The sequence below is a fragment of the Pararhizobium sp. DWP1-1-3 genome (genome assembly GCF_049896125.1).
Lineage (GTDB): Bacteria > Pseudomonadota > Alphaproteobacteria > Rhizobiales > Rhizobiaceae > Pararhizobium.
On record NZ_JAFCTR010000001.1, the window covers coordinates 516,399 to 540,142 of the forward strand.

Below are 23,744 nucleotides of genomic sequence, written 5' to 3' on the forward strand. Positions count from 1 at the left end.
ATGAATTTCACGGACGCTGTAACCGTCGCGGGGACGCGCCGGACCGCCGACGGCTACCTGATTGCGGAAGCCAAGGCGGTTCGCACGGGCATCCAGCTCTATCTGGGCGACGAAGTCGGTAAGCCTGACCTCCGCACGGTTCGCGTCTACCGACCCGCCGAAGAAGTCTTTTCCGACAAGAGCTTGCAGTCGTTCACTCATGCACCGGTTACGGTCAATCACCCGGACGAGGCGGTCAATGCCGGCAACTGGAAGGACCTAGCCGTCGGCGAGGTCAGCACCGCCGCCAAGAAAGACGGCGACTGGGTTTGGCTGCCGCTGATCCTCAAGGACAAGGACGCCATCGCGTCAGTGGAGAGCGGCAAGCGCGAGCTGTCGGCTGGCTACGAATGCCAGCTCGTATGGGGCGACGGCGTGACGCCTGAAGGCGAGGCTTACGACGCCAAGCAGACCAACATCAAGATCAACCATCTCGCCATCGTCGATCGAGCGCGGGCCGGTTCTCAAGCTCGCATCGGTGACGGTGCGGGAAACTGGGGTGTTTCCCCTGTCACCAGTGATCAGAAACCGAAGGAAAAGATCATGACCCTGAAGACGGTTACCGTCGATGGCATCCCGGTTGAAGTAACCGACCAGGGTGCGATCGTCATCACCACGCTGCAGACCCGGCTTGCCGATGCTGTCGCAAAGATCACCGCCACCGAAACGGCACACCAGACGGTGATTGCCGCCAAGGATGCCGACCTAGCCAAGAAGGACGCCGAAATCGACGCCCTGAAGGGCAAGGTTCTGTCCGACGCCGACCTCGACAAGAAGGTGCAGGCTCGCGCCGACCTGATCGCGGTTGCCAAGACCATCGCCAAGGACGTCAAGACCGAAGGCCTTACGGACGCCGGCATTCGCAAGGCTGTCGTCGTTGCCAAGATCGGTGATGCCGCCGTGGCCGGCAAGGCAGACGCCTATATCGACGCTCGCTTTGACATCCTCGTGGATGAAGCAGCCAAGGGCGCAGCCGATCCGTTCGCCGCTATCGTCAAGGAGGGCATCAAGCCGACCAATGACGCCAGCACATCTGACGCCGCACACAAGGCCATGACCGATCACATGACGTCGGCCTGGCAGACGAAGGGAGTCGCATAATGCCCGCTGTTCAGACCACTTACGCCGCCACTCACGCCCGCTGGGTTGAGGGCATGGTTCTCAACATGGAGCCAAATGTCATCGTCACGCGCGTTGCGGAAGACGTTGAGGGCATTGGCTTCGGCAAAGTCGCTGTGCAGGGCACGGCTGACAACCAGGTCGTGGACTCCGAAGCCACGGTCAAGTTCTGCGGCATCGCCGTGCTCGATACGACCCGTCCGACCGGCAAGTATGAGCAGTACGACAATGTGGCCGTCATGAAGAAGGGTGTCATCGTCGTCACCGCTTCGGTCGCGGTCGCTGTCGGCGATCCCGTCTACTATGTGCCGGCCACGGGCGTTCTGACGAACGTCTCGACCAGCAACACCCTCATCGCGGGCGCTCAGTGGGATACCAGCACCGCTGGTGCTGCCCTCGCTGCGCTGCGCCTCGGCTAACAGGAGCGACCTCTATGAACATGATTGTAAACGACGCTCAGCAGGTCGCGATGAGCTTTCTCATCCGTCAGGCCTCGCTGATCGAGCCCACGGTCTACGCGATCCGGTATCAGGACATCCAGTATGCCCAGCTGATCCCGGTCGACACTTCGGCGCCGGAATGGATTCAGTCCGTCACCTACTTCTCCATGGATGCCGTCGGCCAGGCACAGTGGTTCAACGGCAATGCCCAGGACGTCCCGAAGGTCGAACTGACCCGCGAGAAGTTCGAAACCACGGTCAGCATGGCCGCGCTCGGCTATGGGTACAATCTCGAGGAACTGGGCACCGCTCAGCTGCTCGGCATGAACCTGTCGTCCGACAAGGCATCGTCCGCCCGCCGCATCGCTGAAGAGAAGATCGACAGCGTTGCATTCGTCGGTGACGCCGCGAAGGGCTATTCGGGCCTTGTCAACGCATCCACCCCGACCGCGACGACCGCGCCGGCCGATGGCACTGGCTCCGCCACGACCTTCGCCAGCAAAACCCCGGATCAGATCCTTCGCGACATCAACGGTCAGCTCACCGGCATCTTCACCGGCACGCTCGGTGCGGAAATCGCGGATACGCTGCTCCTGCCGTACACCGTGCTGCTGGACCTTTCCACGCGCCGTATCGATGCTGTCAACCAGACGACCATTCTCGAATGGATCGAACGGAACAACATCTATACCCGCACGACCGGTCAGGCTCTGACCATCCGCGGTGTGTTCGGCTTCCTGGATACGGCCGGTTCCGGCAGCACCAAGCGCATGGTGGCCTACCGCCGTTCACCGGAGGTGCTGAAGATGCACATCCCCATGCCGTTCAAGTTCCTTCCGGCATGGCAGACCGGCCCGATCCGCTTCGACGTCCCCGGCATCTTCCGCGTTGGCGGTGTCGATATCCGCCGTCCGAAGTCGGTTCGCTACCTGGATGGGGTGTAAGCCATGAAGATCACCAACACCCAGAAGGGGCCGCGCGGCATCAACACCGTCAGCGGCCCGGTTCTCATCGACCCGAAGCAAACAGTCGAGGCCAAGGTCTTCTCTCGCGAGAAAGATCATGTGGAGGCTTCCGGTTGGTTTGAGATCGATGGCGACTATGAAACGGACCCGGAAACCAGCACTGCACCCGCTCAGGTCACAGTGACCAGTTCGGAAGGCAAGGATGGTGTCTACATCCCGGCGTCCGAGTTCAACGCCATGCGCGAAAGCTTCGAAACGCTCACGAAACAGCTTGCTGAACGTGACGACGAGATCGCGAAGCTGAAGGCTGACAAGGGCCCCTCGGAACGCGACGAACTCAAGAAGCAGGCGGATGAGCTGCAGCTTGAGTATCCCGGCAACATCTCGAACGCCAAGCTCAAAGAACTGATCGACGCCAAGCTGGCCTCTTGATCAACCGGCCCGGCGGGCAACTGCCGGGCTCGCCACCTCATCGGAGAATGACATGGCTGGATATGGCGACAATGCAGGCTTTACCGCCTATGCCGAGGCTGCCGGCTATGTCATTCCCGATGGCACCGAAGAGACCGCCATCACGGCGGCTCGACAACGCGGCTCTCTGGTGATCGATCGGTATGAGCGGTTCTTCTCGGGCACGCGCACCGGCGGCTATCAGCAGGAGCGGGCATGGGGCAGGACTGGGGCATCCACCTATTATGGCGAGGCGATCCCGACCGGTGAAATACCCGTCGCCATCGTCAACGCCTCCTATGAGGCCGCATTACTCGAATTGACCAATCCCGGCAGCCTGTCGCCGGTGGTCACCGGATCCTCGGCAGTCAAGCGCGAGAAGATCGGACAGCTTGAGGTCGAGTATGCGGCCTCGTCGTCCACCTCGATCGCCGATCTCGTTGCCATGGCAACGCCTGTCGTCACCACCATCGAGGGGCTGCTCTGGCCGTTCCTCATCCCGATCCTGCCAGCGATCCTTTGTGTCTGATGGCCAACCCGCTCTATGCCCGCATGCAGGCCACCGCAGCGCGCCTCATCAAATCCTATGGCCAAGCTGGCACCGCGACGCGCATTGCCCCACCAGACCCGGTGAACGGCGGCGATCCGGTGGGAACCGCGTATCCGGCCACACTTGTGCCGATGAGCTACGCACAGAAATATATCGACGGCACCAACATCACGACTGCCGATCGGGAAGTTTACATCTCGTCCGTTGGGCTCGCGATCGAGCCGGGACCAGGCGACATCGTCACCGCTGGCGGCAAGACTTTCAACATAATCGCGGCTGATCCGAACAACTATGATGGCATCACGAATGTGGTGTTCATCGTTCAAGGGAGAATTGCACCATGAAAGTCCGGTTCCTCAAGGAATACACGAAATACGCCGTGGGCGATTCCGACGATTTCCCGACTGTCGAAGGCGGCGCGCTTGTCGCTCTCGGCTTGGCTGTCGTGGTCAAGGAAGAAGCCCCGGCGCCGAAGAAGGGCGATAAGGCCGCCGCTGCTGAATAATGGCCACGCTTCGCCAGCAGCTTAACGAGCTGATCGATAAGCTCTCCCCAAACATGGAGAAAGCCTTCCTCGAAGCCATCGCCGATATCAAATCGGAGATTGTGCTGAAAGAGGTAGTGGAGCGTCTGGAGCGCCGAGATATCGCAGGGGCCATCGAAGCCCTACACATCGACCCCGCCGCCTTCAGGCCGCTGTCTGAGGCGATCCGGCAGGCTTTCAATTCCGGGGGTGTTCTGACCACCGGCCGCATGCCGCGCCTGACCGATCCAATGGGCGGCCGTGTCGTGTTCCGCTGGGATGCGTCCAACCAGGCAGCCGAAACCATCATTCGCACCATGTCGTCGACGATGGTCACGAATGTGATGGAAGGCACGGTCGAGGCAGTTCGCGAAACAATCGTCTCCGGCTATTCGCAGGGGCAGGGGCCGAACACCATCGCGCTCGACCTCGTCGGTCGGAAGTCGGCGATCACCGGCAAGCGCGAAGGCGGCGTCATCGGTCTCAACGGTCCGCAGGCGGAGTTGATCGAACGGACGCGCATCAATCTGCTCTCCGGTGACCCGGCGCTGATGCGGAAGTATCTGGGCCTCAAGACCCGCGACAAGCGGCTTGACGGTGCTGTTAGGCGCGCAATCACCGCTGGCAAGCCGCTGGACAAGGCCACGCTCGACAAGGTGCTGATGCGCCTGCGGGACCGGAACCTGAAGCTCCGGGGCGAGATGATCGCTCGTACAGAAACCGTGTCATCGGTCATGTCGGCAAAGCATGAAGCCTTTTTGCAGGCGCTGGCCAAATCGAACCGAGATGCATCGCTGGTGACACGGAAGTGGCGCAGCGCAGGCGACCGCCGGGTGAGGCACACGCACGTGATCCTGAACGGGCAAGAGGTTCGCGGCATGGATTTGGCTTTCCAGTCGTCATCCGGAGCGATGCTCCGATACCCGGGGGATACCACCCTTGGGGCTGGCCCGGGCGAGATCATCGCCTGCCGGTGTGACGTGGAGTACAATTTTGACTTCGCCGAAGCTTTCGCACGCTCGCGGGGACGCTGATGTCCTTCGCTGCTCAAGTCTCGGAATGGTGCCAGCAGGTCGAGGGAGCGGCGGAAGCCGTATTCCAGACTGCAGCCCAGGCTGTTGCCAACGAGGTTCGTGAGCCGCTGGCGTCAGGCGGCCGGATGCCGATTGATACCGGTAACCTGCGCCGATCGCTGATGGCTTCGACGTCTGCCATGCCGACGGTCAAGCCCGATCAGGAGACATTCTCCGATAGTGGGTTGGAACTGGTGATAGCCGGCGCCGAACTTGGATCGACGGTTTACCTCGGATTTCAGGCTGCCTATGCGGCTCGCATGAACTTCGGCTTTGTCGGCGAGGACAGTCTGGGCCGGGTCTATAACCAGACGGGATATGGCTTCGTTGATGCGGTGGCGCAACGCTGGCCGCAGATCGTTGCGGCGGCTGATGTCACGGTTCGCGGTCGCTACGGAGACTGAGCGGGTCTGACCCCTCGGACATGATCAACAGGGCCTTCTGCAGAATATCCAGATCACGAAGAGCGGCGCCGAGCACTTGGCGGCCGTTCTCGGTGCGCACCACCTTGCCGCTCAAGAGCAGCACGGCTTCGTGCAGGAGGTCATGAACCTCAATGTCGGACAGCGGTCTATCGGCCATGGAGAACACGAATAGCGATGGCCGACACGATTGAAAAGACCATATTTCAGGCCCTCATGCTTCGGATGCAGGCTTTGCCGCTTCCGGTGGGCATGACGCTGGCTTCGAATGTCGCCCTGCCGGGTGTCGCCTTTGCCCCGTCGACCACGACGAAATTCATCAGTTTCGAGATCCATTTCAACCGCCCGATCGAGACGGACCTCTCCCTTGAGATGGACCCGATCAGGCAGGGCTTCATCCGCGGCAATGTCATGTGGCCGAAATCATTCGCCCAGGTCGATGCCGTCGATCTCGCCGGAAACATCCGCTCGCACTTCAAGCGAGGCACCAAGCTCTATCAGAACGGCGTGCAGGTCCGGTTCGATGAAGACCCGGAAGTCGGCGTCCTGATGATCGGCACCACCCACCTTACGGTTCCCGTGACGGCCTTCTGGCGGTCATTCCCGCAAGCTCCGGCCTGATTGGCCTGCCTCAAGCGCCTTCGGCAAGCGCAATCAGACCCACCTGAAAGGAAGTCCCATGCCTCAGCTCTATCCTGTGGCCGGTGCCAAAATCTATATCGGCCCCGCCATCAATGTCGTCCCGGATGATGCCGATATCGATGCCACCGACTTTGCCGCGATCTCCTTCACCGAGGTCAAGGGTTGGCAGACAATGGGCGCCATCGGCGATGCTGCCGCGCTCATCACCGAATCCGTCATCTCGTCCGGCCGTGACCTGAAGGCGAAGGGCACGCGCAACGCGGGCTCGATGCAGAACAACTTCATCATCCTGCCGACCGATACCGGCCAGATCGCGCTTATCGCTGCAGAAGCAACGGATTATAACTATCCGTTCAAGCTTGCCTTCGATGACGCACCTCCCGGCACTTCGGCAACCGTCACCATGACCATCGCCGCTCCTGGTGTCATCAGCTGGGCTGGCCACACGCTGGTCAACGGCAACAAGGTGAAGTTCACCACCACCGGTGCGCTACCGGGTGGCCTGACTGCCGGCACTGAATACTATGTCGTAGCCGCCGCATCTGGCACGTTCAGCGTTGCGGCCACACTCGGCGGCTCGGCAATCACCACCACCGGCACACAGTCCGGAGTGCATACGGCGGTATCGGTTCCGACCGGCACCACGAAGTTCTTCTACGGGATCGTCATGACCGCGCAGGAGAACGGCGGCGGCGCCAACACGGCACGTCTGCTTTCCGGCAACATCGAAATCAACAGCCCGGTCATCACCGTGGCCCCGACAGGTGCATAATGGTCGATAAGAAAACGGAACATGACTTCATTGACCTGTCGTTTCTGGATGAAAACCTGAAGCTTCAGGAAGAAGGGATCGAGGTGGAAATCCTCGGCCCCACCAACAAGCCGACCGGACTGGTGATCTCGATCTTCGGCCCGGACAGCACGCGCGCGCAAGAGGCCAGTAAGGCCCTATCTGCTGAAATCGAGCAGGAGGCGGCGAAGGAAGGCAACATCGATCTCGATACGCCTGAGGCTCGTCGTCGTCGTCAGATTTCGTATCTGGCGAAGATCACCAAGGGCTGGAACAAGCCGATCGGTGCGGAACGCCTCGAGTACTCGGAAACCAATGCCCGCACGCTCTACACCAAATATCCGATCATTGAGGATCAGGTGAAGTTCAAGGCCGACCGTCGCGGGTCTTTTACCAAAAGCTGATCCTCAAACTGCAGAGATGCATGAGGGATCAGCATCAAGGCAAGAAGCCCCGCATTCCAATTGCGGGGCAGCATGTCTGGCACTGGTTCAAGAAAATGGACGTGACCAGAGAGGGCACCGGCTATGGAATTAATCCTCTCCAGCCGACCCAGATTGAAGCGTGGACGCGCCAGCGCGGTATTAAGCTCACGCCCTGGCAGTTAGACGCAATCGAAGCCTTGGACGTTCTGAGGCTTCAACTGTTCTTCGAGAAATCATCCGGCGACAAAGACACCGAAGTGGTCATCTCTGATCGGCCGCTCAGCCCCGCGCTGTTTGACGCGATCTTCCCCAAGTAAGGACATTGCCAGTGACCGTTGCCCAACTCGGATTTGCCATTGATTCCAGCGATGCCGCTGGCGCTGCGGCTGATCTCGACAAGCTTACCTCGTCGGCGGCAAAGGCCGAACAGGCGGCAGGCAAGACTGGGGCCGCTGGCACGCGCATGTCGCGTGCCTTCGCGGACGTTAGCCCGTCGCTGGATAAGATCGTCGCTTCTCTCGGGCGGTTGGAAACGACTACGCTTTCAATCGATAAGCGGCTTGAGGCGATGTCGCGCTCGGCAGGTAAGGCGACGGCTGCGAACAAGAACCTTGACGCCTCAGTGGTCGAGACATCTGCCGCCTACAAGCAGCTTGAGGCGTCTTTGAGCGCCGTTCAGGCCGCACAGCGAAAAGGCGACATCAGCCTTCAGCAGTCGGTTGCTATGATCGACAAGCAGCGCCAGGCCATCGCCAAGCTGAACGCCGAACTGAAGCTGTTGCACAATAATCCGGGCAATAATCCTGGGAATACGCCGGGTGGTGGCAATCGCCCTCCGGGCCAGCGTCCACCGCCGGCGAATAACAACGACGGCGGACGTAGGCAAAACCTCGGCTATCAGGCCTTCGATATCGGGCAGGGGCTGACCTCGGGCATGCCGCTTGGCATGATTGCTGCTCAGCAGTTGCCGCAGGTCGCGCAGCTATACGCTGGTCAGGGCGGGGTTAAGAGCTTCCTCGGCGATGTCGCATCCCTCGCAACCGGAGCCGTCTCGGCTGTCGGCGCTCTGCCGCTGGCGATCGGCGCTGTAGGCGCTGCTGCGCTTATCTATGACAAGACCGTCGCCTCGTCGGCCGTCAAGGCAGAGAAAGCCCTTAAGCGGCACGAAGAATCCCTTGAGCGTATCAAGGGGCTATTCGACGGTGCTGCCACGGCATCCGAGCAGTATGGCCGCCGGGTTCAAGGCTCGATCGATTTCAGCGCGCGTTCGGATCAACGCGGGCTGGAAGAGGCGCTTGCCGCTCAGACTGTATCAGCAGGCAAGCAGTTGCAGAATGCCGCTCCTCGAAGCTCTGGCGCGGCGCTGACCAATCTCTACGGCCCGTACCTTGATACCGTCCAGCATTTCATCGCACAGGCGCAGGAGGGCAAAGGGGACGTTAAGGCGTTCAATGATGAAGTTCTGCGCATCGCCAACGAAAACCCGGCAGACGTGAAACTGCAGAAGATCGCTCAGAAGCTGGTCGACACGACGAAAGCAGCCTTGGATACCGCTCAGGCCATCAAGGACCTGAACGACGAGGTGGCCCGCACCACCATGCTGACAGCTCGCACCGATGCGGCTTCGGCGGCTGCCAAATATCAGGCCGGCAACGTCGAGAGCCTGTTCTACATGCGCAAGCAGCAGGGCGCTGCTCTGTCCGGCATTGGTGCCCGCAGTCCGGCGCACATCGCAGCGGCTGCCCGTGCACGCGCCGAAGCAGAGCCCGTCAACGGCAACGAGAGCCCAGAGGTTCGACAGTATCGGATTGAAGCCACCGCGGCTCTTGCCCTGGCTGAAGCTGAACAGCAGGTATCCGACGCCAAGCGCGACCGGGCAATGAACCTTGAGAAGACGGTCAAGGATCAGCAGATTGAAATTGACCTGATCGGCAAGACCGGCGGCGCAGCGGTAGCGCTTCGGAAGGAATACGAACTGACGTCCCAGCTTCGGTTGGATGCAGCCCGACAGGGCCTTGAGGTCGATCAGAAAGAGCTGGACCTGATCAGGCAGCGTTCCGAAGAACTCGGCAAGCTGACTGACCAGTACAATCAGTCCCGGTTCAACTTCGATATCAACCAGCAGAACCGTGATTTCAATTTCACGAGCGATGACCGCGAAGTCGCTGGCAAGCTTAGGAGCTATGGCCTTCCTGAGGATATGAAGGGCGCTAATGCCGGGATGCTTCGGGATCAGATCGAACGGGAAAAGAACCGTGCGATGATCGGCGGCTTCTTCACCGACTTCCGAGACAGCCTCGTAGAAAATGGCGGCGACATGGGCAAAGCCCTCGGGGATGCCATCAAGAACGCTCTCCTAAACGCCATGACGCGGGCTACCGATCAGATTATCGAGAAACTTGCGACCAGCCTCACCAATGCTCTGTTTGGCGGCGGCCCAGCCACCCAGAGCGCCGCGGCAACAGGCGGCGGCTTTCTCGGTTCGGCGTTTGGTGCCGCCAACGACAATAAGGGCTTTGCCGCCCCGGTTGGCGCTGTCACCCGAATGGCTTTGCCCCCCGTCGGCGCCACCAAGACTGGTATCCCTCTCTCCCAGATCACCGCTGCCGGTGGCCTGACGGCAAAGGTGAGCGCCGACTATGCGCCTCGCTTCCAAGGTCTACTGAACGACCTCGAAAAGGCCGGCTACCCCGTCAAGAGCCTTGGTGAGGGCGGCTACAGCTATCGCAAGGTGGCCGGCAGCAATAATCTGTCGAAGCACTCCTTTGGCGAAGCACTAGACATCAACCCGCGCCAGAACCCTTGGAGCAACAATTTCCAGACTGACATGCCTGCGAACGTCAACGATCTTGCCAAGAAGAATGGCCTGACCTGGGGCGGGACATGGAACAAGCCGGACACGATGCACTTCCAAGTCGATAAGACCGCGAACATGGCATCCGAAGCGCTGGACAAGCTGGCAGGCAATGCAGGCGCAGCCACCGAAGGCCTTGGCCAACTCGGCGGCGGTCTCAGCAAGATCGGTGAAAGCCTGTCCACCAGCTTTTTTCCGGCCGCACCTGCGGCAGGTGGTGGGGGTGGCGGCATCGGCAGTTGGTTTTCATCGCTGTTCGGCGGTGGCGGCTTGAGCGCTGCGACGATCGCCAAATACACGCCTCTCACCGGTCTATTCGCCAACGGCACGGATTATGCGCCGGGCGGCATGGCGATGGTGGGTGAGCGCGGGCCAGAACTGGTCAACCTGCCGCAGGGCTCCGGCGTCATGTCCAACCATAAGCTCATGTCTGCACTGGCCGCCAATAACAATGGCGGGCAGGGCGGTGGCGTCCAGGGTATCCGGGTTTTCTTCGACAATAACGGAAACCTTGACGCCAAGCTTGAAAGCGTCTCTCGCAAGAACGCTCGGCAGGCCAGCGGGCAGGCTATCGGCCAATACAGCAAGCAACAGACACGCGGTGGCTTCGGCGACACGCAATCCGTCTATGCATCAGACAAGGGGTAACCGATGGCAGGCTATACAGGGCAGCCGACGGTTCCCATTCAGTACCTTCGCCCGACCCGTGCCAGCTTTGATGTGGTCGGATCGGCGATGGATGGCGGCCGGAACGGTCTAGGGCAATCGATCTCGATCGAGATGAGCGGCGGCGGGCTTGTCACTGCCACTTATGAGCGCTGCGTTCTGCAGGGCGACGACATGGAGCGGCACGAGGTCATTAACTGGCTTGGTGCGCGGGGGAACGGGTCTTTCCGGTTCTTCAACGTGCCGATCATCAATGATGGCATCGGGCCGTTTCCTGTCATCAACGGCAAGCGCCGGCCGATCATCGGAGGCATTCCGCATTCCGACGGTGCTCTCTTCTCCGACACGTCCGGATATTCCCAGGCGTCCGTCTACGGCGAGATCACCGAAGTTGTTCACTCCGGCATCATCAAGATGCGGGCTTTCGGTCTGGCGCGGCCTCTGCGCTGGTCGGACTGGTTTTCGATCTATCACCCGACCAAAGGCTGGCGCGCATATCGGTACTGGGATGTCATCGATAAGACGGATGAGGAAAACCCGATCTATACGCTGGCGATGGCTCCACCTCTTCGCGAAGCCGTCACCGTCGGCACTCGGGTCGAGTTGGCCCGGCCGATGTGCGTCATGAAGTTCCCGGCCGGGTTTACGCTGCCTTGGGACTATGAGGCTTGGTATCAGTCACGTCCGTCGCTGCAATTCGTTGAGGCATTCTGATGGGATACTTTCCGGATGCCGTCATTGAGGAGATGCGGGGCAGCCATCTGCTCGGCATTTTTCTGCATGTCGCAACCGACCCGCCGCTGCACGTTTGGTTCGGCACTGAAGACGTTATCGCCGGTATCGACAGCATCGATGCGGTTGGAACAGCCTATCTCGGTGGCGGCGAACTTATCGGAATCCCGACGCTCGAGGTGCTGGTCAACGGCGCCGCTGATCGCATCGAATTCACGCTTTCCGGCCTTGAGCCTGGCACGGGTGCAAAGCTTGTCGACACCATTCCGCCGGTGCGTGGCGCCGATGTTTTCATGGGCTTGACCACGCTCGATCGGTACTACCAGCCGATGTCAGCGATTATCCCCGTCTGGAATGGGACAGCGGCCTATGTCGGGGAATCCAGCCCGCCAGTCATGGGGATGGAAAGCCCGAGCCTGACACTCTCGCTGGCAGTGGTGACCGGCGAAACAGCCCGTTCCCGGCCTTCACGGTCAATCTGGTCGCCGACGCATCAAAAGGCGATTTCGCCTACCGACAAATTCTGTGACGAGACGGCTCGCCTTGCTCGCGGCGTCGATCCCACCTGGACCCTCGGGTATTAACCATGAACCTTCAAGAATATCTTCTCCTCCCTCGCGGGTGGGCCTGGGGCGGCGTGGGCGGCGACGACTGCACCACGTTCTGTGCCAGTTGGGTCTTTGAGGCCACCGGCAAGGATGTTTCGGCAGGGATTCGCGGCAGCTATGACACGGCAGAAGCGGCAAACGCCATCGTAAAGGCTGCGGGCGGTATCGAAGCGTTCGTTGCGGCTCGGCTTGCCCCGATGGGCTTCAAGCGTGTCCAGCAGCCGCTGGAAGGCGATATCGGCATTGTCGAGGGCCTGACCGGCTTCGACCTCGACGGCGCAAAGATCAAGAGCATCCCGGCGATCTGCTTTGGCCCCTGCGCCGGCGGATTGCTTTGGGCGGTCATGTCCGCGCGCGGTCCACAGGTGAAGAAGCTCAATCATTCAATGGCTTGGCGCATCGCATGAGCCTGAAAACGCACTACGAGAACACCTCATCCGAAGAGCTGCAGTACCGGCTCAACCTGATGAATTGGGTTGAAAACACAACGACGCATTACAGCCAGGTGCTGTTCGATCCGATCCTAACGCCGATCTTCACCACGATCTTTGGCGCGGCCACGATCGGCGCCACCGGTATCACTGTCGCATCGGTCGCTACGGCCATCGCTACAACTGCGATCACGATCGGCCTGCAGTTCCTGCTGGCTCCCAAGCCGCCGACGCCAGAAGCCGCTCGCGTGCCATTGAAGCAGGCCATCCCGTATCGAATATGGGGAGTAGGTCGCACACGCCTTGCCGGCGCTTTGATGCTGTGGGAATCCAAAGGTCCGGTTCTCTTTGCTGTGCAGGCTGTCGCAGGCCACCGGATCAAGAGCTTCAACCGCTACTGGCTGCATGACGACGAAGTGACGCTAAGCGGTGGCGGGGTCGCATATTCACCCACCGGTCGCTATGGCGGCAATGTCACCATCCATTCAAGGATTGGGCTTCCTACCGAGACTGCGTATTCAGACATCGTTGCGCTATTCGCTGGCGATCCTGATCCGATATGGACCAGCAACCATCGAGGCGACGGGCAGGCTTCGCTTGCAATGTTGGCTTCGGCTGACCGGCAGAAGGATCAAAACTGGAAATTTCCTTATGGTGTCCCTTCGCTGTCGGCCGAAGCCGACTTGGCACTTTGCTGGGACTTTCGCGACCCCGCACAGGATCCAGAGAACCCGGCCACATGGCAATGGACACGGAACTGCGCCGTTATCCTTTGCTGGCACCTATGCTTCAACGAGTTCGGCTTCGGGCTCGACTATCGAAAAGCGATCCTGCCAGTCATCGATATGTGGGGAGAAGAGGCTGATGTTTGCGATGAGGCCGTTCCGCTCGCAGGTGGCGGCACTGAGCCGCGCTATCAGTGCAACGGCAGCGACACCACAGAGAATGGCCCAAAGAGCGCGCTGAACGCCATGCTGGCCGCCTGTGACGGTCATCTCGTCGCGCGCGGCGATGGCGCCCGTATCCTGACGGTGGGGAAGTTCCGCGAAAGCCGGTGCGTCACACTCTCGGATGCCGACATCATCGGCCACAACATTCAGTACGGCGTATATCCGCAGGACGAAATCAACCGGATCGTTCCAAAATTTACCTATCCCGAAACCGGCTACACGACTTGCGACACCGACTATTTCGAGGATGTGCCGGCGCAGCTGACGGCCGGGCGTGTTCTTGCTCAGGACGGTGTTTATCAGTGGGTTCACCGCTGGCGACAGGCCAGACGCCTCGCTCTTCGCGACTGGCGCCGCATTCAGGAAAAGGTGAAGGGATCGATCGACGTCCGGCTGTCTGGCATCAATGCAGTCTATGCGCGTTGGGTCCGGCTCGCCACACCGGTTCGGATGCCGCGTCTGGACGGCAAGATCATCGAGAACCGGAAATCCACACTCGCCCTCACCAATGGCGGGTTCAACATGGAGATCATGCAGCACCCGGACAATATCGATGCGTGGGTTCCTGCCACGGACGAGGGCACGCAGCCTCCGGTACCCACCCCGCCGGGTTCGTATAGCATTCCAACCCCGATCATCAATCTCGTCCAAGCCAAGCCGAATGGAGCGTCCGTCTATATTCGAGTGGTTCTCGTTGATCCAGCGACGGCAAGCCTGACGCCTGTCATCAGGTATCGCTTGGCAGACAATGGTTCAGGATCACCGGGGGCGTGGGTAGAGCAAACCTTTCCCAACGCCGCAGTCGGTGTCCCTGTGCCCGGGTTCATCGATCTCAACACCAACATTGTCCCGAGCGATAAACTGCTGGATGTTCAGGCTTATTACCTGTCGTCCGGCGGAACGCCATCATTGTTCTCGGTAACCGCGAACATCATTTCGACAGCCGATCCTAATGCTCCTGGCGTTGCGACCGGGGTCTCTGCCACCGGCGGCGTTGGTCAGGCCACGTTCAACTGGACGTCTCCAAACAGCCCCAACTATGTCGGCTCCAATCTCTACTGGAATACGACGAACACGATCACAGGTGCCACTCAGGTTTCGCCACCCGAATACGGCGCTCCAAGCACCGCCGACAGTCGCGTGGTGACAGGCATATCTGCTGGAACGAGGTACGGGTTCGTCCGTCCATTCAATAGCTCTGGGGTCATGGCAGCCGCCGTAAGCACCGGGGCCTTCACTGTAACGTAGTCGAACCGAACTATCGAAAACTTGAAACTGTTGCACTCTGGCTGATCGCCGGAGCGCTTTCTATGGAGTTCCCATGCCACAGCTCGCAGCGACCCTTTGGGCAGACGGCCCGGCTTCGGCGCCATATGAACCGTTTAAGCCAGATATCCGCGACTGGGGCACCTGGATTGAAGGGATCATTGCCGCCTTTCTCGGAAACGGAGGGCTTATCTATACCTCGCGCGCGCTCCTTTATGCGGATCTGGCGCATCCGGCTAATAGTTCGGCGTGGGTCTACGGTGACGCAACGATTGCCTTCAATGGCGTCTATAAAAAGATTGGGGGATCTGGGACGGGCTCATGGTCGCGTGTCGCGGACCTGCCGTATTCGTTCATCATCGCCAATGATGCGGGCGCTGGCACTCCAAACGCGATTCAAGCAACGACATCAATCCCAGTTTCACCCTCCGCTCTGATTTGGATGAACATAGCAGATACGAACACCGCTTCGCCTGTCACGGTTCAGTTCAACGGAGGCGCGGTCTACACGGTCAAGACAAACAGTGGAAATGATCCCACCTCAGCCGGCGGTCTTGTCGCCGGTACGATCGTTCTCGGCATCGTGTCCGGATCCACATTTCGTCTCGTCAGCGACCAGGCGAGCGCGGCATTGCTTGCTCAGATCGAGGCGGTCGTTGCCGGTATCGAGGTCGGTGCGTTCGCCACCGCGCTTCAAGGTGCGAAGGCTGACAGCGCTGTGCAACCCGGCATTCCCCTTGTCGCCGCATTAGAAGCTGCCATCGCAGCCAATCAAATCCCCACAACATTTCCCGCCACGGCCGGAAAGCTCTGGATTAACGGCGGCGTCGTCTCCGTTAGCTAATAGGAAAAATCATGAAAACTTATCGTCAAATCTGCAGCGCTCTTGCTGCGGGGCTCTTAGCTATCTCTGCAGCTCTGGTCTCATCAAGTTTTGTGAAGGCGCAAAGCCTGCCCAATCCGACGTTCGGCGGCGCGACGGTCCAAAAACCAACGTCTCCAACCGTGACGCTCAACTCCTCCACCGCAGGAACCGGCATCAACAGCGTGCTGGGCCAGAACCTGGGTTCCACGCAATGGCGGCTCGGCCTGGGCGGCAGTAGCGGCTTCTTCCAGGTTGAGCGCTATCTCGGCGGCGTCGCTGTCGATAACCCGTTCGTCATCAATAATACGACGGGCCAGATCACAATGACGGGGTTTGATGCCAGAGTTTTGGACACTGGCCGCGTCTCGCAAAATGACAATGCTCCCGCTTTGACTATCGAAAGCACAGAAGGTGTGGGCTATCCAAGCTACGTCACCAATTACGGACTAGTCGTCAATCGCCACCAAACATCGACGGGGAAGGGTGACCGCATCGGTGGGGGATTTTACCAGATTTGTGATGCTACCCTTACAGGGAAGTCATGTGTCGGAACCGCCTCTGTTTCCGTGGCTGGCGGGTCCGGGGTCGGCGGGTACACTGGTGGCAATGGAGTATCAAAAGTTCCTCCTGGCCTGACCGGGCCCGCTTATGCCGCAGTCGGTTTCGAAGCGAACACCCAAACGCACAGCCCTGTTGGCATCAGGAACGGCCTCCGCATTGCAGACGAAGCCATGGTCAATGCACCTGTGACTAAGGGCAGCGTCGAAGACGCGGCAATTGCTATCGTGACAAGCGACCACTTCAGTGTCGGCGGCCTCGGTTACAAGGTCGGCATTCAATTCGGGGAAAATCCTCAGGGCTACCCACAAAACTGGCCCATCCTAGCTAACGGGACTTTGCTGCAAGCAGACAATCCGAACGTGAAGCTTGACTATGGCTTCGACCTCAAAGGGTCCGCTCAAGGCTTTAATAACGCGGCGATTGCCCTGCCGATTAACGCGCCCAACAACAACCTGAGTTGGGGCAACAACAAGCAGGGCGGCAATATATCCAGCACGGCCACCGCAAGTGGTCCCCAGCAGACCTTTACAAATAACGGAGTCTTTTTCGTGAACGGCGTGGGTAGTCTTACGCTGGGGCTGTGGAACGATGGTAAGCTCCAAGCGCCGCTTCAGACCCCTGCTTCATCCGCGGCCGCCTGCACTGCTGGTCAGTTCATGAACGATGCCAATTACCACTATGTTTGTGTTGCGACGAATACGTGGAAACGAGCCGCGCTAACCGCGTTCTAAGATGCAAATCCGCTGGTTGGGGATTGGGCGCGGCATCAGCCTGGTGTACGACATAGCATAGCGCAGGTTGTAGTGGGGCAATAGCATGAGAGTGTTGATGGTGGGTGGGTCTAACTCCATCACTAAAGATCGCTATATTTTGCATTTTGCTAATAAGCTTACGGAAGAATACGGAGAGGTCGAGATCCTAAATTGCTCGGTCGGCGCGACAACATCCATAACGTCTCTTGCTCTTGTGGACTTGGTAACTGTGCGCCCGGATCTGATCGTGTTCGAGTTCTCACTTAACGACTCTGGGCATCTTAACCATCGCCCAAACGCCTACGAAAAAAAGTGGCAGATGATGGAGATGGTCTTTGATTTCATGGGCCGTAAGTTCGTTGGCGTCCCTGTGTTGCCGTTAATACTTGCGTCTAGCGACTTCTTCGATATGCGTGTTCCAAACAGCGTATATGACGCAGAGAGGGACTTTTATCGGTTTCATGGCATGATCTGCCATGACATGCGGTTTGAGTTGTTCGAAATGTTCCGTGGCTCATTGCCGGAGTTCATTTATTCGGACAAGGCGCACTTCCATCGTGGGTTCGCTAGTTCGCTCATTGGCCGAACCCTCGCGCAGGCGGCCCAACGGGTCTTATCAAGCCAAAAAAAAACTAATGTTTATAGTTGCTATGCCAACCGCACGACTCGATTAACGCACGCTCACGAGATAGCGGTGAGGAATGAGATTTCCGTCGGGCGTGTCGCCAATAGGCATCTACAACTAGACACGGTCGAGGTGCGCAGCCGTTCAAGTATAATCATTGACGCGCCGGCATGGCCGGTCTGCCTTTACATTGCTTCCGACGGGAACCATGGCAATCTCTCACTCGATGTGGATGGGCTAAGGCTGGATGTCGCCACAATCCATCAGGACTGCCAGGAAGGCAGGTTTGTCTTCACATCCATTCCACTTCTTCTCAACGAACGGTTCATGGCGCTCCGCCGTGACGGCCCACTGCAGATGAAACTCTCGATGCAGGACGGCGGCGACGCTTGGGCGTTTGACTGTATGGAGAAAGGGCCGGACACCGGAGGGGCTCGGCGCGTCCAACTCGCCGCGATTGCGACTCTAGAAACTTCGAGTTACTTGCCGCTATGACGTAAGGCTGGGCTTGTGGATCACTGCCGCCCGCTATACGCATTCCGGTCACAGCGAGGGGCTTTTGGAGCGGGAATGACTTTTACGGCGCATAACGTCCTGCTGAACGACGGTTCAAGAACCATTCCTGAAAAGGCGGGGCTTCTGGAGGACACGCCAATGTTTCAAGGTGTAATCCGCACGATGCGAAACACCTTCGGACATAATCTCACGGGTTTGAGCATTGCGGATCTCGGATGCTTAGAAGGCGGATATACCGCCGGGTTCGCTCGGCGCGGCATGATCGCTAAAGGGATAGAGGTTCGGCAGTCGAATATCGACAACTGCGAAACTGTCCGACAGGGACTTGGTCTCCAAAATCTATCATTCTCGAAAGACGATGTTCAGAACCTGGAAAAATACGGAGCGTTTGATGTTATCTTCTGCTCCGGGCTCCTATATCACTTAGACAGGCCGAAGGCTTTTATCGAAATAATGGCGCGTTGCGCAACTAAAATGCTGATCCTTCATACCCACCACGCCACTCATGAACGCGGCATACGGGATGGTCTGTCAGATGTTGAGACGCATGAGGGCATGCTCGGCCGTTGGTTCGTCGAGCACGATGAAAGTGAAGATGACGGCCGCGAGCAGCATAAATGGGCTTCGTGGCAAAATCATCGGTCTTTCTGGCCCATGAAGGGCGGGTTGATAGATCTCGTCAGAGCTAACGGTTTTCCGCTCGTTTATGAACAATTGGACTGGCGCCCCGAGAGTTTCGAGCATCTCTTGGCAGAGAACGGGGCGTATCGTATCGATCAGCGATTGATGATCGTCGGCGTCAGGATCTAGCCCCGCTCCAATGGAATAACTGCACCCGAACATCCCTACCCCTGGTCTTGTGTTGCGGGTCCAGGACAATCACTCTCGGCGCAGGGCTTATGTTCTAAAGGAACCGGGTTATTCGACGTGGAACCCGTTTTGCTAACCCCCGAACATAATGTGTGTAATCATCGTTTTCGAAATGGATACCATGCGAGATAAGGTATTGATCGATAGAATCTAATTCGCCTTTCATACGGGAAACGATCTTATCGTCACCTTCACGAACTTCTCGGTCCGTCTTCATGAGTGCAGAGATCTGGGCGGCTTGTATGCGAATTCCCACAAATTTCTCGATGATCCGTGGGGGTGACAATGAAATGAGATCAATTCCCTCGAGTGACTTCGTGCAAACTTCAACAGCGGCAGAGGCTTGTTCCATGTGTTGAGCATCTCTTTTTTGTTCAAAACCCCACTTGGTTGCCCTGTAAGTAAAAAACGCTACGTTCCGAGCAGAAACCAAATTTTCGAGGTCTCTGCGGCGCTTCTGCAAAGCGAGATGGAATGTAGAGAAATAGATCGCAGTGATAGCGGCGAGTGCTTGGAGCATCGCCCAAAGTCCCTCTGTGCCGGTCAATAACTTCACGCTTTTTCCTCCATCCGCAATCTTATGCCAACCTAACTCAAGCTAGTTAGCCATTCTCTAATGGCACCTGAAAACAGAGGTGGTGGCGAAATCACCTTTTCTTCGCGGAGTGATCAGCCAGTGGGCATGCCTTGGCCTGTTCATTAGACGCGCTTGTGCTCTGAAACTTCATTCCCACGTCATTAAAGGACAACACCATGAAATCGATCGCTGACATTCAGCGGCGCTTGCTTGCGCTTGGCTATTCGGTCGGGAAATCCGACGTGGATGGTATCATGGGGCCATCTACGGAGAGGGCCCTAATCGCCTTTAAGGTCAAGAACGGTCTACAGGCGCGGCCGTTTGTCGGCCCCATCACGCTGGAAAAACTGTTTGGGCACCAGGTCGCCGGCCAAAAGCCGCTTGGCACTGGCGAAGCGCGATGGTTGACTTTCGCTCGAAGATACTCTGGCCTTCGGGAGATCAAGGGCAAGAACCACGCTCCGGAAATTCTGGAAATGTGGAAGACGCTCGGTCTGCTGTTCAAGGATGATGAAACGCCTTGGTGCGCGGGCTTTGTCGGGTTTGTGCTGGAAAGCTCGGGCATCGCCTCGACGCGCTCCGGAATGGCTCGCTCCTACGAGAAGTGGGGCGTGAATCTCGCCAAAGCCGCCGTGGGCTGCGTGGTCACCTTCAAGCGCACCGGGGGAGGCCACGTCGGCTTCGTCGTTGGACGCGATGCAAAGGGCAACCTGATGGTGCTGGGGGGCAACCAAGCAGACGCCGTTAACATCAAGCCTTTCGCCGTCTCCCGCGCCACCGGCTACTGGTGGCCGAAAGGCGAACCCTTGCCAGAGGGTGCAATCCCAACCGTCCGGAGCGACGGCAAACTTTCCACCAACGAAGCCTAAACCTCACCCAACATCGAAGGAACCACCATGAAGTCCCTGCTCATTATGGCAGCGGCATGCCTTGCGCTGTCCGCTTGCACCACCACGTCAATTGATACCGCGATCCAGACAAACCTGCCGAAGGCTTGTCAGATTGTCGAGACAGCGCACGTCGCGTTCTCGGCGGTCGCCGCTACTGGGCAAGTCAAAGCCCGCACGGTCGCCAAGGTCGAAGCTGCGTACGGCGGCGTCACCATCATCTGCACAAACCCTGCCGGCGTCACAGCCGCCGATGCGCTGATCCGTGTCGTCTCGGCTTCTGTCGTCATTTCAACCGCGCTGAAGGAAGCCCGCGCCGCCGAATAAACTTCTATCGTCTAAAGGATATGACCATGAATATTACAAACTATATTCCGACAATCGTCAGATACGTCATCGTCTCCCTGATGGCGGCCATGTTCACACACGGTTGGCTGTCACCCGAACACAATGCCATCCTGGGCGAGAACCTCGACATCATTGTTTCGGCCATCGTTGGACTGCTTACAGTGCTCTATGCGTTGATCAAGCGACCATCGGCCAAAGCCATGGAGGCGGCAAAGGAAATCGATGCGCAGATCCCCGCAAAGGATGCGGTCGTCATCAGGACGCCCGGCAGTGCGCCTGACATCATCATTGCCGCACCGGGGGAGAAGTAATGACGGCCGAAAGCTACGCGGGTCCAGGTATCTGGATCCGCATACAGCATCGGTTCGGACCGCGCATGACGGAATGGATATGGGCCACCATCATGACTGCTTGGGGCGCCTCACTGCTATTGCCAGACCCAGTGTTTGATCAACCGTCGTTCGCGTTCTTCCGCGCTCTTTTCGATGAGGACACCTTCGGGTGGCTGATGGTCTGCGTCGGTCTGCTGAGACTGGTCGGGTTGGTCGTGAACGGAGCCCGAAAGAACGTCACCCCTTGGATCAGGGTGTTTTCAGCATGCATCGGCTTTATGGTCTTCGGTGGCATCAATTATTGCTTTGCCTACTCCGGCGTCATCAGCACTTGGATCGCGATCTATCCCATGCTCGCGATTGTCGAGCTTCTCAATGCTTACCGTGCTGCGCATGACGCCGGAGAGAATTATGCAGTTTCAGGACATCAGTGATCTGCCGCCACTTGCCATCATCGCTTTCGGAATAAGCCTCGGCATCCTCTACTTCGTCACCAAGGGCGGGTTCTCCAGCGGACAGCGAGCAACACCGTCCGGAGACGCATCGACTGCCCAGGTCGCGGCGGTGATTGTAGATCCCACCGCGCTCAAGCTCGCCACCGCTGCTATCGAAGCGCAGACCTTCGAGATGACCAACGGCCGGAAGTCTCTCGAAAGGGCGGCTGAATCCCTCTGCCGGTCCCTTGAGCGCCTTTGCGAAGAGGTTGATGATCTGAAGAAAGAGCTAATAAGGCGCGGCCGGTGATAGAGCGCCTCAGTCGATGACCGTGGTGTCGCCATCAACCTTCGTCCAGGTAAGTGACCATTTGTCCATGCTGCCCTCGTTATGGGTGTAGGTGCCATGGTCGTGAACCTCAGCGTCAATCGTAATAAATTCCGGAGGAGCAACACCGGGCAGGTCGAGAACGCGCAGATAGTCGCGCAGCTCGTCCAAGTCACTGACCTTTTTGATATCCTGTCGGCCGGGCTTCGATATGGTCCACGCGTAAAAGGTCATTCTTCTTCCGCGCCCCCGCGTCCGTGAGTGAAGGCGCGCCCTTCATTGGTCTCTTTCGGATCACCCTCGTTAGGATGTGGATGGTCTGCGTACAAGATCCGCAGATTTTTCAAGACCTCTTCCATTGCACTGATCGTTTCCATGGTGCCCCAGCCGTTGGTCGTTGCTCGATCAATTATGTTCTGAAGAGATCCATCAACCTCTTCCTGACAGAGTAGATGACGATCCTCGTGGGATACCGGAAGCTTCGGCGTGTTGATCATCGTGGTTCCTCCATTTTGCAGGGAACCCTAATTGCGCTCAATTGTTCCTTTAGCTGACGATCACGTAACTCTGTAAACGTCAGCCGCGTCGGCGCTGTCCCGCAGGCCTTTGAATGAGGTGTGCCGTAGCTTCCCATCGTTCGTCCAGGCGCGAAACTCGATTTCGGCGACCAGTTCCGGTCGTGCATAGACGAGGCTTTTCCCTTTAATGACGACGGGCGGCTTTCCGATCTGCATCTGATCGAGCTGCTTTCTGAGATCGCGGGCAACGCTGTCTTTGAACCCGGTCCCGACAGAACCAACGTACACCAGACCGTCACCCTTGCGGGCAGCAAGCAAGAGGCTGGCAATCGCGCCTGGCATCGTGGTGGAAGGCTCATAGCCCACCACGACAAAGCTCTCACTTTGTACGCACTTGATCTTTAGCCAGTCGCCGGTCCGGCCGGATCTATACGGGCGATGGCGGTGCTTCGCGATGATCCCCTCAAGGCCGTGCTCGCAAGCGCTCTGCAGCAGTACCGCGCCGTCAGCCTCAATCTCTTCCGAAAGCCGGATTGGACCGTCGCTGTCGGTCATTATGCTCTCAAGCAGCATTCGGCGCTCTGACTGGTCCATGCGGGTGATATCGTGGCCGTCGAGGTAGAGAAGGTCGAAAGCATAGAAGATTGCCGCATTGGCATTTCTCTTGCCACCCCGGCCGCCAAGAGCGTTTTGCAGCGCGCCAAAATCTGACCGGCCCTGGTCGTCGAGAACGACCGCTTCCCCGTCCAGTATCATGCTAGCCGCGCCGAGATTTCGGGCGGCCTCCTCGATGCCTGTAAACCGCGTCGTCCAGTCGTGGCCACCTCTGGTCAGAATGCGGATATTCGTCGGCTCCACATGGACGGCAAGTCGGTACCCATCCCATTTGATTTCGAATGCCCAGTCGTCGCCCTTGGGCGGCTTGGACGCCAGAAGCGCTAAGCAGGGTTCAATTCGATCTGGTATAGGGTCGAAGGGGAGGCGAGGCTGATTAGGGTCACGCGGCGCCGGCGCGCGACTTTTCAGCGGCTGGTCGGGTTCGGTCCGAAGACCGATGGACTTTGGAGGACGTTTTGCCATCCGGATATTGCGCCACAAGAATATTAAAAAGTCTTGCGGAATAGCGCCGGTAGCAGCGAATCAATTTTGGCTTTTATTATTTGTCCAGAGTCATTTGAACGAATCC

At 58.5% G+C, this 23,744-nt stretch carries 32 protein-coding genes; 27 read left to right on the forward strand and 5 right to left on the reverse strand.

Annotated elements, in window-relative coordinates; all coding sequences use genetic code 11:
• The 9 genes from ACP7BS_RS02520 to ACP7BS_RS02560 are packed head-to-tail and all read left to right on the forward strand — an operon-like array spanning position 1 to position 5,563.
• A complete protein-coding gene (locus ACP7BS_RS02520; RefSeq protein ID WP_426235849.1) occupies positions 1–1,140 on the forward strand; it encodes a DUF2213 domain-containing protein in 1,140 nt (379 codons plus the stop codon).
• Positions 1,140–1,577 (forward strand): structural cement protein Gp24, encoded by a 438-nt coding sequence (locus tag ACP7BS_RS02525; protein ID WP_426235851.1) that lies wholly within the window; start codon positions 1,140–1,142, stop codon positions 1,575–1,577. The genes ACP7BS_RS02520 and ACP7BS_RS02525 overlap by 1 nt, the downstream gene beginning before the upstream one ends.
• A gap of 14 nt (positions 1,578–1,591) precedes the next feature.
• A complete protein-coding gene (locus tag ACP7BS_RS02530) occupies positions 1,592–2,542 on the forward strand; it encodes a DUF2184 domain-containing protein (RefSeq protein WP_426235853.1) in 951 nt (316 codons plus the stop codon).
• A 3-nt stretch (positions 2,543–2,545) separates the two neighbouring features.
• Positions 2,546–2,995, forward strand: a complete 450-nt coding sequence (locus tag ACP7BS_RS02535) for a hypothetical protein (RefSeq protein WP_426235855.1) — start codon at positions 2,546–2,548, stop codon at positions 2,993–2,995.
• 52 nt (positions 2,996–3,047) lie between these two features.
• Positions 3,048–3,542 (forward strand): DnaT-like ssDNA-binding protein, encoded by a 495-nt coding sequence (locus ACP7BS_RS02540; protein WP_426235856.1) that lies wholly within the window; start codon positions 3,048–3,050, stop codon positions 3,540–3,542.
• Complete coding sequence (locus tag ACP7BS_RS02545; RefSeq protein ID WP_426235857.1) at positions 3,542–3,907, forward strand: hypothetical protein; 366 nt, start codon at positions 3,542–3,544, stop codon at positions 3,905–3,907. Before ACP7BS_RS02540 ends, ACP7BS_RS02545 begins: the two co-directional genes overlap by 1 nt.
• Positions 3,904–4,068 carry a hypothetical protein gene (locus tag ACP7BS_RS02550; protein WP_426235859.1) on the forward strand — a complete coding sequence of 55 codons (165 nt, stop codon included), beginning with the start codon at positions 3,904–3,906 and terminating at the stop codon, positions 4,066–4,068. Before ACP7BS_RS02545 ends, ACP7BS_RS02550 begins: the two co-directional genes overlap by 4 nt.
• Positions 4,068–5,120, forward strand: coding sequence for a phage minor head protein (locus tag ACP7BS_RS02555; protein ID WP_426235861.1), 1,053 nt, complete (start codon positions 4,068–4,070; stop codon positions 5,118–5,120). The genes ACP7BS_RS02550 and ACP7BS_RS02555 overlap by 1 nt, the downstream gene beginning before the upstream one ends.
• The gene (locus tag ACP7BS_RS02560; RefSeq protein WP_426235863.1) at positions 5,120–5,563 is read left to right on the forward strand and encodes a hypothetical protein; all 444 of its coding nucleotides are present in this window, start codon (positions 5,120–5,122) and stop codon (positions 5,561–5,563) included. Before ACP7BS_RS02555 ends, ACP7BS_RS02560 begins: the two co-directional genes overlap by 1 nt.
• Here ACP7BS_RS02560 and ACP7BS_RS02565 read toward each other — a convergent pair.
• Complete coding sequence (locus ACP7BS_RS02565; RefSeq protein WP_426235865.1) at positions 5,535–5,741, reverse strand: hypothetical protein; 207 nt, start codon at positions 5,739–5,741, stop codon at positions 5,535–5,537. The two genes, ACP7BS_RS02560 and ACP7BS_RS02565, sit on opposite strands and share 29 nt — an antisense overlap.
• A gap of 17 nt (positions 5,742–5,758) precedes the next feature.
• Between ACP7BS_RS02565 and ACP7BS_RS02570 the strand changes: the two genes are divergently transcribed.
• The 13 genes from ACP7BS_RS02570 to ACP7BS_RS02630 all read left to right on the forward strand — a co-directional run bounded on the left by ACP7BS_RS02570 (position 5,759) and on the right by ACP7BS_RS02630 (position 19,074).
• Positions 5,759–6,202 carry a phage tail terminator-like protein gene (locus tag ACP7BS_RS02570; RefSeq protein ID WP_426235867.1) on the forward strand — a complete coding sequence of 148 codons (444 nt, stop codon included), beginning with the start codon at positions 5,759–5,761 and terminating at the stop codon, positions 6,200–6,202.
• Between the two features lie 58 nt (positions 6,203–6,260).
• Positions 6,261–6,995: a hypothetical protein gene (locus ACP7BS_RS02575; protein ID WP_426235869.1), complete on the forward strand. Its 735-nt coding sequence runs from the start codon at positions 6,261–6,263 to the stop codon at positions 6,993–6,995.
• Positions 6,995–7,417, forward strand: a complete 423-nt coding sequence (locus ACP7BS_RS02580; RefSeq protein WP_426235871.1) for a hypothetical protein — start codon at positions 6,995–6,997, stop codon at positions 7,415–7,417. Before ACP7BS_RS02575 ends, ACP7BS_RS02580 begins: the two co-directional genes overlap by 1 nt.
• Positions 7,418–7,437: 20 nt before the next feature.
• Complete coding sequence (locus tag ACP7BS_RS02585) at positions 7,438–7,755, forward strand: phage tail assembly chaperone (protein ID WP_426235873.1); 318 nt, start codon at positions 7,438–7,440, stop codon at positions 7,753–7,755.
• Between the two features lie 11 nt (positions 7,756–7,766).
• Complete coding sequence (locus tag ACP7BS_RS02590) at positions 7,767–10,940, forward strand: M15 family metallopeptidase (RefSeq protein WP_426235875.1); 3,174 nt, start codon at positions 7,767–7,769, stop codon at positions 10,938–10,940.
• Between the two features lie 3 nt (positions 10,941–10,943).
• On the forward strand, positions 10,944–11,672 hold the full coding sequence (locus tag ACP7BS_RS02595; RefSeq protein ID WP_426235877.1) for a hypothetical protein: 729 nt from the start codon (positions 10,944–10,946) through the stop codon (positions 11,670–11,672).
• Positions 11,672–12,274 carry a hypothetical protein gene (locus tag ACP7BS_RS02600; RefSeq protein ID WP_426235879.1) on the forward strand — a complete coding sequence of 201 codons (603 nt, stop codon included), beginning with the start codon at positions 11,672–11,674 and terminating at the stop codon, positions 12,272–12,274. Before ACP7BS_RS02595 ends, ACP7BS_RS02600 begins: the two co-directional genes overlap by 1 nt.
• Positions 12,275–12,276: 2 nt before the next feature.
• Positions 12,277–12,705, forward strand: coding sequence for a DUF6950 family protein (locus ACP7BS_RS02605; protein WP_426235881.1), 429 nt, complete (start codon positions 12,277–12,279; stop codon positions 12,703–12,705).
• Positions 12,702–14,927: a hypothetical protein gene (locus ACP7BS_RS02610; protein ID WP_426235883.1), complete on the forward strand. Its 2,226-nt coding sequence runs from the start codon at positions 12,702–12,704 to the stop codon at positions 14,925–14,927. The genes ACP7BS_RS02605 and ACP7BS_RS02610 overlap by 4 nt, the downstream gene beginning before the upstream one ends.
• A gap of 73 nt (positions 14,928–15,000) precedes the next feature.
• Positions 15,001–15,789, forward strand: a complete 789-nt coding sequence (locus tag ACP7BS_RS02615; RefSeq protein ID WP_426235884.1) for a hypothetical protein — start codon at positions 15,001–15,003, stop codon at positions 15,787–15,789.
• 11 nt (positions 15,790–15,800) lie between these two features.
• Positions 15,801–17,102, forward strand: a complete 1,302-nt coding sequence (locus ACP7BS_RS02620; RefSeq protein WP_426235886.1) for a hypothetical protein — start codon at positions 15,801–15,803, stop codon at positions 17,100–17,102.
• Between the two features lie 85 nt (positions 17,103–17,187).
• Positions 17,188–18,243 (forward strand): SGNH/GDSL hydrolase family protein, encoded by a 1,056-nt coding sequence (locus ACP7BS_RS02625; protein ID WP_426235888.1) that lies wholly within the window; start codon positions 17,188–17,190, stop codon positions 18,241–18,243.
• Between the two features lie 75 nt (positions 18,244–18,318).
• Positions 18,319–19,074 (forward strand): class I SAM-dependent methyltransferase, encoded by a 756-nt coding sequence (locus tag ACP7BS_RS02630; protein WP_426235890.1) that lies wholly within the window; start codon positions 18,319–18,321, stop codon positions 19,072–19,074.
• A 94-nt stretch (positions 19,075–19,168) separates the two neighbouring features.
• On the opposite strand, the gene ACP7BS_RS02635 is transcribed toward ACP7BS_RS02630, so the two are convergent.
• Positions 19,169–19,690: a hypothetical protein gene (locus ACP7BS_RS02635; protein ID WP_426235892.1), complete on the reverse strand. Its 522-nt coding sequence runs from the start codon at positions 19,688–19,690 to the stop codon at positions 19,169–19,171.
• A 197-nt stretch (positions 19,691–19,887) separates the two neighbouring features.
• On the opposite strand from ACP7BS_RS02635, the gene ACP7BS_RS02640 reads away from it, so the two are divergent.
• From ACP7BS_RS02640 to ACP7BS_RS02660, 5 genes are read left to right on the forward strand one after another with little or no spacing between them, the layout of a single operon-like run.
• Positions 19,888–20,580 (forward strand): TIGR02594 family protein, encoded by a 693-nt coding sequence (locus ACP7BS_RS02640; protein ID WP_426235894.1) that lies wholly within the window; start codon positions 19,888–19,890, stop codon positions 20,578–20,580.
• A gap of 27 nt (positions 20,581–20,607) precedes the next feature.
• A complete protein-coding gene (locus ACP7BS_RS02645; protein ID WP_426235896.1) occupies positions 20,608–20,925 on the forward strand; it encodes a cell wall anchor protein in 318 nt (105 codons plus the stop codon).
• Positions 20,926–20,951: 26 nt separating this feature from the next.
• Positions 20,952–21,257, forward strand: a complete 306-nt coding sequence (locus tag ACP7BS_RS02650; RefSeq protein ID WP_426235898.1) for a hypothetical protein — start codon at positions 20,952–20,954, stop codon at positions 21,255–21,257.
• The gene (locus ACP7BS_RS02655; RefSeq protein ID WP_426235900.1) at positions 21,257–21,712 is read left to right on the forward strand and encodes a hypothetical protein; all 456 of its coding nucleotides are present in this window, start codon (positions 21,257–21,259) and stop codon (positions 21,710–21,712) included. Before ACP7BS_RS02650 ends, ACP7BS_RS02655 begins: the two co-directional genes overlap by 1 nt.
• Positions 21,690–22,022 carry a hypothetical protein gene (locus ACP7BS_RS02660; RefSeq protein ID WP_426235902.1) on the forward strand — a complete coding sequence of 111 codons (333 nt, stop codon included), beginning with the start codon at positions 21,690–21,692 and terminating at the stop codon, positions 22,020–22,022. The genes ACP7BS_RS02655 and ACP7BS_RS02660 overlap by 23 nt, the downstream gene beginning before the upstream one ends.
• Before the next feature lie 9 nt (positions 22,023–22,031).
• Here ACP7BS_RS02660 and ACP7BS_RS02665 read toward each other — a convergent pair whose 3' ends face one another.
• From ACP7BS_RS02665 to ligD, 3 genes are read right to left on the reverse strand one after another with little or no spacing between them, the layout of a single operon-like run.
• Positions 22,032–22,274, reverse strand: coding sequence for a hypothetical protein (locus ACP7BS_RS02665; protein ID WP_426235904.1), 243 nt, complete (start codon positions 22,272–22,274; stop codon positions 22,032–22,034).
• The gene (locus ACP7BS_RS02670) at positions 22,271–22,537 is read right to left on the reverse strand and encodes a hypothetical protein (protein ID WP_426235905.1); all 267 of its coding nucleotides are present in this window, start codon (positions 22,535–22,537) and stop codon (positions 22,271–22,273) included. Before ACP7BS_RS02670 ends, ACP7BS_RS02665 begins: the two co-directional genes overlap by 4 nt.
• 60 nt (positions 22,538–22,597) lie before the next feature.
• Positions 22,598–23,638 (reverse strand): non-homologous end-joining DNA ligase, encoded by a 1,041-nt coding sequence (ligD, locus tag ACP7BS_RS02675; RefSeq protein ID WP_426235907.1) that lies wholly within the window; start codon positions 23,636–23,638, stop codon positions 22,598–22,600.
• Between the last annotated feature and the right edge of the window lie 106 nt (positions 23,639–23,744).